This window comes from Enterococcus sp. HMSC061C05 (assembly GCF_001814765.1).
Classification (GTDB): domain Bacteria; phylum Bacillota; class Bacilli; order Lactobacillales; family Enterococcaceae; genus Enterococcus_B; species Enterococcus_B lactis.
Genome location: NZ_KV817740.1, coordinates 23,284 through 35,217 on the forward strand (window position 1 = coordinate 23,284; position 11,934 = coordinate 35,217).

At 31.8% G+C, this 11,934-nt stretch carries 11 protein-coding genes and 1 riboswitch; of the genes, 8 read left to right on the forward strand and 3 right to left on the reverse strand.

Going from position 1 to position 11,934, the window contains the following annotated elements; translation table 11 throughout:
• Positions 1 to 291 precede the first annotated feature (291 nt).
• Together HMPREF2988_RS06695 and HMPREF2988_RS06700 are read right to left on the reverse strand one after the other, a co-directional pair.
• Positions 292 to 954, reverse strand: coding sequence for an ATP-binding cassette domain-containing protein (locus HMPREF2988_RS06695; protein ID WP_070770277.1), 663 nt, complete (start codon positions 952 to 954; stop codon positions 292 to 294).
• A 2-nt stretch (positions 955 to 956) separates the two neighbouring features.
• The gene (locus HMPREF2988_RS06700) at positions 957 to 3,071 is read right to left on the reverse strand and encodes an ABC transporter permease (protein ID WP_070770278.1); all 2,115 of its coding nucleotides are present in this window, start codon (positions 3,069 to 3,071) and stop codon (positions 957 to 959) included.
• 764 nt (positions 3,072 to 3,835) lie between these two features.
• Positions 3,836 to 3,969: riboswitch (FMN riboswitch) on the forward strand.
• 108 nt (positions 3,970 to 4,077) lie between these two features.
• Here HMPREF2988_RS06700 and ribD point away from each other — a divergent pair.
• The 5 genes from ribD (at position 4,078) to HMPREF2988_RS06725 (ending at position 8,523) form a co-directional block, all read left to right on the forward strand.
• Positions 4,078 to 5,151 carry a bifunctional diaminohydroxyphosphoribosylaminopyrimidine deaminase/5-amino-6-(5-phosphoribosylamino)uracil reductase RibD gene (gene ribD, locus HMPREF2988_RS06705; protein WP_070703996.1) on the forward strand — a complete coding sequence of 358 codons (1,074 nt, stop codon included), beginning with the start codon at positions 4,078 to 4,080 and terminating at the stop codon, positions 5,149 to 5,151.
• Positions 5,136 to 5,756, forward strand: coding sequence for a riboflavin synthase (locus tag HMPREF2988_RS06710; protein ID WP_002315492.1), 621 nt, complete (start codon positions 5,136 to 5,138; stop codon positions 5,754 to 5,756). Before ribD ends, HMPREF2988_RS06710 begins: the two co-directional genes overlap by 16 nt.
• Positions 5,753 to 6,928, forward strand: a complete 1,176-nt coding sequence (locus tag HMPREF2988_RS06715; RefSeq protein ID WP_002315493.1) for a bifunctional 3,4-dihydroxy-2-butanone-4-phosphate synthase/GTP cyclohydrolase II — start codon at positions 5,753 to 5,755, stop codon at positions 6,926 to 6,928. The genes HMPREF2988_RS06710 and HMPREF2988_RS06715 overlap by 4 nt, the downstream gene beginning before the upstream one ends.
• Positions 6,929 to 6,946: 18 nt before the next feature.
• A complete protein-coding gene (gene ribE, locus HMPREF2988_RS06720; RefSeq protein WP_002315494.1) occupies positions 6,947 to 7,408 on the forward strand; it encodes a 6,7-dimethyl-8-ribityllumazine synthase in 462 nt (153 codons plus the stop codon).
• A 368-nt stretch (positions 7,409 to 7,776) separates the two neighbouring features.
• A complete protein-coding gene (locus HMPREF2988_RS06725) occupies positions 7,777 to 8,523 on the forward strand; it encodes a restriction endonuclease (protein ID WP_070770279.1) in 747 nt (248 codons plus the stop codon).
• Here HMPREF2988_RS06725 and HMPREF2988_RS06730 read toward each other — a convergent pair.
• Positions 8,512 to 8,901 (reverse strand): hypothetical protein, encoded by a 390-nt coding sequence (locus tag HMPREF2988_RS06730; RefSeq protein WP_070770280.1) that lies wholly within the window; start codon positions 8,899 to 8,901, stop codon positions 8,512 to 8,514. The genes HMPREF2988_RS06725 and HMPREF2988_RS06730 overlap by 12 nt on opposite strands.
• Positions 8,902 to 9,020: 119 nt before the next feature.
• On the opposite strand from HMPREF2988_RS06730, the gene HMPREF2988_RS06735 reads away from it, so the two are divergent.
• From HMPREF2988_RS06735 to HMPREF2988_RS06745, 3 genes are all read left to right on the forward strand, one after another.
• A complete protein-coding gene (locus tag HMPREF2988_RS06735) occupies positions 9,021 to 9,710 on the forward strand; it encodes a site-specific integrase (protein WP_070770281.1) in 690 nt (229 codons plus the stop codon).
• A gap of 193 nt (positions 9,711 to 9,903) precedes the next feature.
• Positions 9,904 to 10,623, forward strand: a complete 720-nt coding sequence (locus HMPREF2988_RS06740) for a spr1630 family ClpXP-sensitive toxin (RefSeq protein WP_070770282.1) — start codon at positions 9,904 to 9,906, stop codon at positions 10,621 to 10,623.
• 37 nt (positions 10,624 to 10,660) lie between these two features.
• Positions 10,661 to 11,827, forward strand: a complete 1,167-nt coding sequence (locus tag HMPREF2988_RS06745) for a spr1629 family repressor/antitoxin (RefSeq protein WP_070770283.1) — start codon at positions 10,661 to 10,663, stop codon at positions 11,825 to 11,827.
• Positions 11,828 to 11,934 lie beyond the last annotated feature (107 nt).

Consider the following 11,934-nt stretch of genomic DNA (forward strand, 5'->3'; position numbering starts at 1 on the left):
GCTTCAAGAAATAAGAAGGAATTGACGAAATTTACTTCTCACATTTTTTTGTAATTTCGGCTTATTTCCGAAGAAGCTACTTCTGGAACACCAGTTATTCGGAAAAAGGAACTGCGACACGATTTTTGTCACAGTTCTATTTTCAATTATTTTTGTTTATTCCCACTCGAAAATAAAAAGATAGCGTATAGAATTATTTCGCTAATTTAAAGGTTTGCAACATATTACAATATGTTTAGAATACGATGAATTTTATAGAGTATTATCATTTTATTTACTTATTTCTACGTATTAATGTGTTAAAATTTTTTCTTGCTTATCTAGGACAGTTAAATCTAACGTATTTTTAGTAAAGTCTATAAACTTTTTGTCATGAGTCACAAAAACAACGGTAGCATGATGTTCGACATTAAATTTTTTTATGATGCGAAAGACTAATTCAGCATTTTTTTCATCAAGGTTACCTGTAGGTTCATCTGCAAAAATATAAGAAGGTTTTTTTAAAATTAATCTAGCTAACGCAATACGCTGCTGTTCTCCGCCGCTTAATTCATAAATCTTTTTCTTTAAAACATTGGATAGACCTACTTCGAATAGACTGTGTAACATCATTTCTTTTTTCACTTTGTTATTCATCTTTTGGTTTTTTAATGCTATAAGTAGATTACTTTCGACACTTTCATCGTTTATTAAACCGAAATTTTGAAAGATATAGCCAATCTTATCTTTTTGTAGTAAATGAACTTCTTTAGCACTAGGATTTTCTATACCTTCAAATATGATTTTTCCACTATCAGGTTTTTCCAGCAAGCCTAACAAGTTTAATAAAGTTGTTTTGCCACTCCCGCTTTTTCCATAAATACATAAAAAGTCACCATCTTTAATCGTTAAGGAGAATTGTTCAAAAATTTTATTTTTTCCATATGAAATACCAACGTTTTTTATCTCTATCATCTCTAAACTCCTTTTTTTTCTATGCTTGGCTTGTTAATAGAAGTGCTTAAGTAATACATGGTTAATAAAGTGATAAGTAATTCTAAAATGCTCCAGCAAGTAATTATAAAAATAATATATTGGTTTCTATAAAGGATGAATAATACTGATACAAGAATGATATCTAATAAGATAATTGGCATGACTATTGGAGTAAAGAGTTTTATAAAAGAATATCCAAAAAGTCTCTTAATATGCAAGCTATATCTATATTTTTCTACGATTAATTGGTAGGATGAAAAAACATTAAAAATTTGGATTACAGTTAAACAAATCAATAGAATTCTTATAGTGTAAATCAATGTTTTCTTTGTATTCAATTCTTCAGCTCGGAAATTGTAAATTGAAATAGTATTCTGGATGCTTGGTAAAGTATTTGTTTTGATAATGGTCGGTAATAAATAATTAAATCCATCCTTTTTTTCTGTTTGAACAAAAGAAGATGTCGTCAACCAGGCTGCATAAAAACTAGCATCTAGATTTCCTGTATCTACTATAGAGATTGGATCAACTATAGTAAAGTCTTTTTTATCAATGTGAGGATTATACGTAAAATATTTTTGATGACTTTTCACATATATGATGTTTATTTTTGCATTTATCGGTTCTGAAGACGCGCTCGTAGCTCGCCTCAAAAAAGAAAAATATTCCAGATATTGCGATTCAATTTCTTTTTCAAATTTATTCAAGAAGTCAGGCACTAATAGATTCAAATGGTTAGGTGAATAGATTATTTTATCTATAGGAGATTTTCCTTGAGTATCTATGATCGGGTTGTGCGCGAAATAGTTTTTATTGATAATGATCGATTTTCCAGCAGGAGAAGTCAATTGTTCAATATCACTATGAGTATTCATTTCATAGAGCGGTTTTCCATTTGATAGTTTTTCATAATTGGATGAGTTTATTAGGAATAATCCTTTTTTATTTGTTGCCTCGTTAAAAAAATTTTTCAAATTTTTCTCGTAAGGACGATATTCATCTGGATCATTCGTGATAAATCTTAATTGTGTGGCATAGATATTCTTTGTTTTCTCCCAATAGACATTTTGATTTTGGTGCTGAACCAATACCTGTTGCTCTTTTAATAATGAAGTACCTAAAATAATAATGGTTGTTGCAACTGCTAATTTACAGAATAGATTAAAGGCTATCCCAAAACTGCTGTAATTGTTGCCTTTTAAATTATTGGGATGATTCGAGCGATAAATGAGTTTAATAGATAGATAAATACAGATAGAATACAGCGTAATGAGTAAAAGAGTGGTCAATAATGACAAAGAGAAAAAGGAAATTATAAATGGCATTCCTTTATAACGGATAAAAAAGTATGGGACAATAATAAGGCTGACGGTAGATAAACTCAATAAAAGTACACGTATGATAGGAATTGTAAAAGAACTTAAAGTATCTTGGATACTCCAGCCAAATAGTTTAAATAGAGTGATTTTTTTAGTTTGTTTAATAAGAAATTGGATCAATATTGCTAAATTAACCACCAATAATAGAAACCATACTAAAATCAATAAATATTTGTCGAAAAACTCTTTGCGGACATTTAGGTTGTAACTATCATTGTTATCGGTTTGTATAGTACCTAGTTTATTGATATCTCTGAGAAACGCGTGGATCTGTTTTTGAGTGTTTCCCTGAATATAATAGACGCCTGAAATCCCTGTTTCAGGAATGTCGGCGAACTTTTTTAGCTCTAGGTCAATTTTTGAATTTGTCCAAACGAAATCTTTTCTAGACTTTAAAGTATCTGTACTGCTTTCATTTGGATTCCCTAGAGTAGTAAATCCATTCTTCATTGTTTGATTTGTATATATTTTTAAATCGGAGTCACTAGAAAATATATATTTAAAGATTTCAATTTGATTGTTGTTTGCTGTTTCAATAATAAAATCAGCTTGTTGCTGAGGTTCTCTTAACATTGAATTAGATTCGACTAGAATAGTAATCTTTTCTTTATCTTTATAAAGTAATTTATTTAACTCTAATTGGTCAATAACTGAAAGGAAAATAAAAACAGTGAGTATTAATTGGGCAATTATTCCTATGTAAACATATTTTTTCATAATATCTCCTTTTAGTATAAAGCTATCTCAATTAAAGATAGCGCTTACAACGGTGGTTATCAATAGTTGAAAATAAAATGTCAAGCAATTAGCTCAGAATATTTTTCTATCGGAAAATATTTGTATTAATGAAGATGCTACTAGCATTGTTGAATATATTTTTATTATGCCTCATCTTGTTTAAAATTGTTATCGTTATTTAGTATTAACTGTAAAAGTTTCATTTTTTATTATTTGAGAACACATATTGAATCATGTCCAGAACTGTTAAATAATTAGCAAGAAATATTTGGTAAGGAACAAAGAAGACTAAAGGAGCGGACATATAAAAAACGCTTATGAAGTACTATTGAAGGAATTTTCATGTTTTGTCAAGAGTAAATCAATTAAAATTACGTATAAAGTAATTGATGAAATCTTTTAAAAACTTTGTAACTGTGATAAAAGTGTGATAATGAAAAAACAAACAGCCAACAAACATTGACATATCAAAATTTGTTGGCTATTTTTGATTATTCCCACTCAATAGCCTATTAGGAAGTAAGAAAATTCAACACTGATTTGTTGGGATTTTTAACGGTATAGCTAGCGTGATTAGATTTGAATTGAATTAAACTGTGACCAAAAGTGTGACCATAAACGTCTCTTTTTTGGATATATTATTCTATTCATGCGAATAACCTTGATTAAATGCGGGTGTTTATACTCCATTTTATTTTAGGTTGACACACTTGAGCTTTAAGAATATACTCTAAACGAATTGAATATTTCTTCGGGGCAGGGTGTAATTCCCGACCGACGGTGACGAGTTTACTCGAAGTCCGTGACCCACATTTTTGTGGTTGAGCCAGTGAAAATCTGGCACCGACAGTTAAAGTCTGGATGGGAGAAGAAAAGTTGACTGAAGGTCGGTTTTATTTATTAAAATCGATTTACCTTTAGGTTTGTTTAGTTATGCCCTGTGATTAAATTCGCAGGGCTTTTTTTGTTGAAAGGGGGAATTTATATGCACCAGTCTTTCATGCTAGCTGCGATTGCAGAAGCAAAAAAAGGAAAGGGAAATACCTTTACCAATCCATTAGTTGGAGCAGCAATTGTAAAAGAAGGAAAGCTAATCTCACTAGGTGCCCATTTACATTATGGCGAGTCCCACGCTGAAGTAAATGCTATTCAAAATTGTAGTTCCCCCGAAGAACTGTTTAATTCAACTTTATATGTTACTTTAGAACCTTGTAATCACCAAGGAAAACAGCCACCTTGTACGCAAGCCATTGTTCAGTCTGGTATCACAACAGTAGTCATAGGTCAGCTTGATCCGAATCCTTTAGTGGCAGGAAAAGGCAGAGAATTTCTACAAAAGCATGGAATCAAAGTAATTGTAGGTGTGGAAGAAGAGAAATGTAGAGCACTGAATCCTTTTTATAACCACTTTTTTGAAATGGATCGTCCCTATATCACACTAAAACAAGCCGTTACACTAGATGGGAAGATTTCTATAAAGAAAGGTTCTCGGCACTCAATAACAAGCCCAAAGGCCATTTCAAGAGTACGGAAAGAGCGAGGAGAATACCAAGGAATCGTGGTGGGGAGCGAAACTGTTCTAGTTGATAACCCTCATTTGTTGCCTGATGCTGAAAATATTTTCCCGCCAGTGCGCATCGTTTTGGATCGTAGAGGGCGGATTCTTAAAAGTCCTGAACTCAATCTTTTTCAAAAGACAACAAGTCCGGTTTGGATATTTACGGAAAATCATGAGCTAAAGGAAATATTCCCCCATGTAACAATTTTTTATACACCTAAGTTTTCTTTTGCCTTCTTTATTGAGACCATGAGAAAGAAAGGTGTTCAGTCGTTGTACGTAGAAGGAGGAGCGAAAATCCATGATGCTTTTTTAGCAGAAAGTCTCTGGGACGAAGTCATCAGTTATATTGCGCCCAAACTTTTTGGGGGAACAAGTCCGATGTCCTTTCATAGTGAACGTTTAGTCTCTAAAGACCAGCAATTAGAATTTTTGGAAGTTGAACAGCTTGGAGAAGACATTCGAGTGAGGGGGAAACGAAAGCAATGTTCACAGGATTAATCGCCGAACAAGGAATAGTCAAAGAAATTAGACGAAACCAGCAAATGATCCAACTCACTTTTCAGGCTTCCAACAGTATACTAAGTGATTACAACATTGGTGATAGTATGGCAGTCAATGGGGTATGTTTAACTGCTATTGAGGTTTCAAGTACATTTTTTAAAGCTGAAATAATGCCTGAAACTTTTCAACGGACCACTTTTTCCACCGTAAAAGTGGGCGATAGAGTCAATTTAGAACGAGCAGTTTTGATGATGCAACGTTTTGAAGGACATTTTGTTGCGGGACATATTGATACTGTTACAAGGTTGATTAAGAAAGTAGAGAATCAAAATGCATTAGTTTTGACGTTTGCTTATCCAACCAAATATGCAGGTGAAATCATTCCACAAGGATCAATTGCAATTAATGGAGTAAGTTTAACAGTGACGGAAACAACAACAGCAAGCTTTTCAGTTAGTCTGATTCCACATTCCAAATCCTTGACAAATCTGGGAAATTTAAGTGTAGGACATTTTGTGAATATAGAAACGGATATGGTTGGAAAATATGTAAAGGCACAGAGAAATAAATTTGAAATGTATAAGGAGAAGGACTTACTATGAGTAATATTACTGAAGCAATAAAGACCCTGAAAAAGGGTGGGCTAATCATTGTAGCTGATGATGAAGATAGAGAATCAGAAGGAGATCTGGTTGGTTTAGCCGAATATGTGACACCTGAGGCGGTCAATTTTATGACAAAGTTTGGTCGAGGATTAATCTGTGCGCCACTATCTAAGAGCATTGCGCAACGCTTGTCTTTAGGAGAAATGACAGCTCATAATACGGATGCGTTTGGTACAGCTTTTACGATTAGTGTGGATCATAAACATACGAAGACTGGTATTTCCGCATTTGATCGAGCAACTTCCATTCAAGCATTGGCTGATCCTCATTCGAAATCAAATGATTTTCTTAGACCAGGACATATTTTCCCTTTGATTAGTGTAGAGGGCGGAACGCTTGTACGTCGAGGACACACTGAAGCTGCGATTGATTTAGCGAAATTAGCTAATAGCGTAGAGGCTGCTTATATTTGCGAGATCCTAAAAGAGGATGGAACGATGGCAAGGATGAAAGACCTGACCCGTTTATCTGAAAAATGGCAGTTACCCTTAATTACTATTGATGAGTTGGTAAAATTTTTAGAAGAAAGTAGTCATATAACAGTAAACTTACCGACAGATTATGGTGATTTCAAATTGACGATTTATGAAGATGGAGAAAAGCGGGAGCATTTATTGTTAACAAAAGGAGATATTCAAAATAGTCAATCTCCTACATTAGTCCGGGTTCATTCAGAATGTTTAACCGGTGATGTCTTCGGGTCTCATCGTTGCGATTGTGGTGAACAGTTACATGAAGCGATGAGAATGATTGAGAAAGAGGGGACTGGGGCTATTCTTTATCTTCGTCAAGAAGGTCGTGGGATCGGATTGAGGAATAAGCTAAAAGCTTATCAATTACAAGAACAAGGACTTGATACTTATGAAGCAAATATTGAATTGGGGTTTGCTCCGGATGAACGAGATTATCACTTTGCAGCAGATATTTTAAAATCAATTGGTGCAACGTCCATTCGATTACTTACAAACAATCCCGATAAAGTAACAGAGCTACAACAGGATGGAATTACGATTGTCGATAGGGTACCCATTGAAACCGTTCCACAAAAGGAAAACCAAGCCTATTTAAAAACAAAAAGAGATAAGTTCCACCATTACTTATCAGTATAAAAATAAAGGAGCAAGAAAATGACAATTTATGAAGGAAATTATTCTCCAAGGGATCTTCGAATAGGAATTGTAGTCGCGCGATTTAATGAATTTATCAATCAAAAATTATTGCAAGGAGCATTGGATAATTTAAAAAGACACGGCGTTAAAGAAGAACAAATTGATATATATTGGGTACCGGGAGCTTTTGAAATTCCTTTTATTACCAAAAAACTCAGCAAAAAAGATAGTTATGATGGGTTGATTACGTTGGGAACAGTGATCAGAGGCGCAACTACTCATTATGAATTAGTTTCCAATGAGGTAGCAAAAGGAGTCGCACATATTAACCTAGAATCCGATATTCCCGTGATGTTCGGTGTATTAACCACAGAATCCATTGAGCAAGCAATTGAAAGAGCAGGGACGAAAGCAGGGAATAAAGGTAGTGAAGCTGCTCAAGGGTTAATTGAAATGATCTCTCTTTCACAACAAATTTGAAAATTCCTAATTTTTAGAGTATGACGAGTTTACTGCGAAAATATAAACCTTCAGTTTACTGAATACAACAAACGCAGTTATTAATATCAAAAGTGCCTGTCAAGGATTATCCTGACAGGTATTTTTGATAAGTAAAATGGTCACGTATGTAATTATAATTTCTGTAATATTTTGCCATTAAAAAGAAAAGTGAAAAAACAATGAAATTTAATACAAAAATTGATTTGTAAAATGATTTTCTTATGCGAATATACCTAGTGAATCTGGACTTTTTGTAAAAAAATTTTTATGAAATATATAAATAATACTTGTTTAGAGTTATTATAATTATATATTGTGAAACAAATTATTTATTAGGAGTAGTGCTTATGCTTAAAAGTTTTTTACAAAAAGTTACACATAAGACAGAAGAAATAAATTCAAAAGAAGTTTTATCTAAAAAGTATCGTGAAGTAAAAGGGTTATCTTTTGTACAAAGTGATGATGAAACCATAGTGATAGATTTTTTAAATAATATGGATAAAGAGTTTTCCGTAGGTAAAACTGGTTGGAGACAGCAGGGAGATTATTTTGAACAATTTTTAGCAGCTGTTTTTCGATTAGCTAATTATGAAGTTGAAGTAACAAAAAAAGAATATCAAAAAGATAGATATGTATATACAGGAGACAACAATATAGATTTAATTATAAAAAAAGATGATGAATGTATTGCAGTACAAGCAAAACATTACCGTTTAAATACTAAAGCCCCGAAAATTATTACAGTAGACTATATCAAACATTATTCTGGAATTTCAGATAAAGGTTGGACAAATAAACTATTTATCACTACTTCCTTATTTAATCCATATGTATACATGGAAATAGAAAAGAATGAAAAGGCACAAAATATTGAATGGTATGATAGATATGGATTGTTACAGCTATTGAATAACTTGATCCCAAAAACTATGGAAAAATATATTTTTTTAAAAAGTTTACCTGAAAAAGTTGTCAAATGTCCAAAATGTGAATCTGGCTTTATTGTAGATAAATGGAGTGAGAGCAACCATAGTTATTTTAGAGCTTGTACTATGTATCCTGAATGTAAGTATACAGAAAAGTCATTTAGTTAGTAAGGTATTAAAATAAGCATTATATTGATAGAATATACTAAAAAATTCTTTGTTATTTCTGTATCTATAATTGTTTATTAAGCTTCGAGCATAATCGGGATGGCAATTTTTATTAAAAATTAAATACTCTGTTAATCGGTTGAATAAGGCTGATTTACTCATGAAAAAATATTTTGCTACTTCTTCAAAAGAAGAGAATCGATAGAGCGCATATTTTAAAGCTGAGTCATTTGCCATTAAGATACTAGCTCCAACATTAGCGCGATATTCTTTAGGCAAGTCTTCTGATAAATAACCATTTTCTGAAATCATATCAGAAAATGTATGTCCTTCTCTCACATAAGGAATATCTTTATAAAGATGAACAATTTCATGCATTTCAGTGAAATTTCTTCTTTCACACATGTAAGAAACATATATGGGATTTTTCAGATGTCATTAGACCAAGCAGTGGTTTTGGGACTACTTGAAAAAATCCTGCAAAAGTTATTGGAAATGTGAAGAAAAAGAAAACTACAGTTGATTTTTGGACAAAAGAAGAATTTGAAAAAGTTATTTCAACTTTTTATATTGATGATTTGTACCAACATTGTGGTTTTATTTGTATTTGGTTACTTTTTATGACCGGTATGCGTTTGGGAGAAGCCACTGCATTAAGTTGGAAAGATATTGATTTTGAAAATAAAAACTTGCGTGTGAATAAACCACTCTATTATAAGAATGCCAAAACCTATGAGTTTGTAGAACCCAAAACAGCTTCTAGTATTCGTACAATCGAACAAGACGACGATACAATTACCTTTTTAAAAGATTGGAAGGAGCGTCAAGATTCAATAGGAGGCATGTCGTTTGTACTTTCTTATAATGGAATACCTACTCAGAAATATACAATCCGTCATATTATGAGAAGACATGCAACGATTGCTGGTGTTCATATAATCCGCATACATGGGTTAAGACATAGTCATGCTTCTTTGCTTATATCACAGCGAAAGGATGCACTTCGAATTAAGGAGAGACTAGGGCATGCTGATGTACAAACGACTTTAGGAACTTATGGTCATTTGTATCCAAATTCATTGAGAGAGATAGCGAATGATTTGACTGGATCTATCCAAACTAATTTTTCTAAAAGCAATCTGACACCTGAAACTAAGAATCAGTTTACAGCAAAAGAAACAAAATGATATATAATAATATGCTATACTGTTTTTGTTTTAGTTAAAAACCATAATAAGAGAGGCATATTTTGATAAGTATTTTTCTTTTCATTTTTTTAGATTCACTTTAAAAAAAATATCTATTTTGTATTCTTTTCTTCAATTTTTAAAATAAATAGGATATAATGACTTCAAATATAAGTAGATTGGAGTTGTACAAATGGAAAATGAAGTTCTCAATGCAGAAGAAGCACAATTAGTTGTTGATGGGTTATTACTTGGTTATAAAGAATATCTAGATATTCGTAAAGAGATGAAAGAAAAATTGAAAGTTTCCGCTGGTTTTGCTTTTACAAAAGGTAACTTTATTGATGACGGTGTTGCTAGAAAAACTTTTAATTTTGCAAAAAATAAACGCGAAAAAGCAGGCGAAAGTTGGGAATATTTAGAGTTTTCCTTTGGTGGAGAAAAACCTTCTCTTTTTATCGTAAAAAACGACTATAGATTACAGCAAACTTTCTCAAAAGAAAAAAAGAAAAAGGTAAGTCAATATTTGTCTGATTATGCTAAGATTAATAAACCTATCCTTAATTCAGTTCGTAAAGGTCAAAAGAAAGTGCCTAATACCTCAATTCAATTAGAACTTCCATTGGAAGAACCAATGATTTCAGAACAAGAGTTATCAAAATATGAAAATTTTTATATAGTGGTTTATAAAACTAATACGGCAAAAGTGATAGAATCAGTTTTACTTGTTTTACCTGATGATGAAACAAAAGAATTACATGTAGTTCAAAATTTAACACCTTATCTACAAACTACGTCTATAATTATAGAAGATGAAGAATATTCTGCTGTAGTTGGTGAAAAAGAAGAAATTGGTGATCTTTATGATTATGATTATACAATTCCAAAAGAGGAAGAAGAAATCTCCAATTAGCTTTCCCAGTGCAGTGTATTAAGAAAGGAAGAGCACAATGTTTTATGGGAAAAATCTGCAAATAATTAGGATGTTGCATGGTCTTTCACGTAAAGAACTTGGAGAAAAACTACGCGTGTCTGAACAATCTATATGGCAATTTGAAAAGCAAATGATAGAACCGTCATTTGAAAATATCTTACAAATGAAAGAAATTTTACAAGTGAAATCTTCTTTTTTCTTTGAAGAAATTATTATTGAAAAGACTTTTTTTGAAAATAATGTTGCATATAGAAAAGCAGATATTTCTTCAAGAAAAAAAACTAATAGCGAGGTAGTTTATTTAAATGTTGCTTCGAAAGTAATTAGTTATTTAGAAAGTTTTTTAAATGTGCCACCTAATAAGTTATTAGATCTTAGACAAAAAATTTCTAAAATGTTATTTGATGAAATAACAAATGAAAAAATAGAAGAGATTGCTACTCTTTCTAGAAAGTTTTTAGATATTCAACCTGATAATGGTAATCTATTATTATCATTAGAAAAGGCAGGAATTTATGTTTTAGAGAAGAATGTTGGTGGGAAGGCAGATGCTTATAGTGCATGGTCAACACAAGATGTTCCGATCATTGTATTAGGTATAAAAAAATCAGCAGTGAGAAGAAATTTTGATTTGGCTCATGAATTAGGACATTTGTTACTACACCCATATGTTGACTTTTCTCTGTTAGATAAAAATGAACGTCAACAAGTAGAAAGAGAAGCAGATTATTTTGCTTCGTGCTTTTTATTGCCTTCACATATTATTCAAGAAGATTTAGAAAAAATAAAAAAGATTTCAAATCCAGATAGTTATATCTCTTTAAAGGCAAAATATAATGTATCAATTCAAGCACTTGAAATGAGAGCTTACAAATTAGGGTTTCTTACACCAAAACAACATAGTTATTTTTATCGACAAATTGCTATAAAAAATTACAAATTAGAAGAACCTTTAGATAGGGAGATTGTATTTAAACGTCCCGGAAAAATCCGTAGTATTTTTAACTTGGTTCTAACGAATAAGTTAACTGATTTATCAAGCATTGAAAATAATTTTAGGGTTAACAGGAGCTTATTAGAAGAAATGTTTTCAATTGAACCTGATTTCTTCGTTCCCTTTACAAAGGAAGAAAACTTTACAGATTTAAATAATGTTTTAAAACTTAACTTTGGTTCTGTATAGTTTACAAGTTTTATCAAAGTAAATATTTGATTTGAGAAACTAAGAATCAATTTACGACAGATAAAAAAAGGAACAACGAACACAAGTGTGACCAAAATGTGACCACC

What these genes read in the sequence shown, in the direction of transcription:
- HMPREF2988_RS06745 (WP_070770283.1), top strand. Translation starts at nt 10,661, where the DNA reads ATGTTTTATGGGAAAAATCTGCAAATAATTAGGATGTTGCATGGTCTT.
- HMPREF2988_RS06740 (WP_070770282.1), top strand. Translation starts at nt 9,904, where the DNA reads ATGGAAAATGAAGTTCTCAATGCAGAAGAAGCACAATTAGTTGTTGAT.
- HMPREF2988_RS06715 (WP_002315493.1), top strand. Translation starts at nt 5,753, where the DNA reads ATGAGTAATATTACTGAAGCAATAAAGACCCTGAAAAAGGGTGGGCTA.
- ribE (WP_002315494.1), top strand. Translation starts at nt 6,947, where the DNA reads ATGACAATTTATGAAGGAAATTATTCTCCAAGGGATCTTCGAATAGGA.
- HMPREF2988_RS06710 (WP_002315492.1), top strand. Translation starts at nt 5,136, where the DNA reads ATGTTCACAGGATTAATCGCCGAACAAGGAATAGTCAAAGAAATTAGA.
- HMPREF2988_RS06700 (WP_070770278.1), bottom strand. Translation starts at nt 3,071, where the DNA reads ATGAAAAAATATGTTTACATAGGAATAATTGCCCAATTAATACTCACT.
- HMPREF2988_RS06695 (WP_070770277.1), bottom strand. Translation starts at nt 954, where the DNA reads ATGATAGAGATAAAAAACGTTGGTATTTCATATGGAAAAAATAAAATT.
- HMPREF2988_RS06725 (WP_070770279.1), top strand. Translation starts at nt 7,777, where the DNA reads ATGCTTAAAAGTTTTTTACAAAAAGTTACACATAAGACAGAAGAAATA.
- HMPREF2988_RS06730 (WP_070770280.1), bottom strand. Translation starts at nt 8,901, where the DNA reads ATGCATGAAATTGTTCATCTTTATAAAGATATTCCTTATGTGAGAGAA.
- ribD (WP_070703996.1), top strand. Translation starts at nt 4,078, where the DNA reads ATGCACCAGTCTTTCATGCTAGCTGCGATTGCAGAAGCAAAAAAAGGA.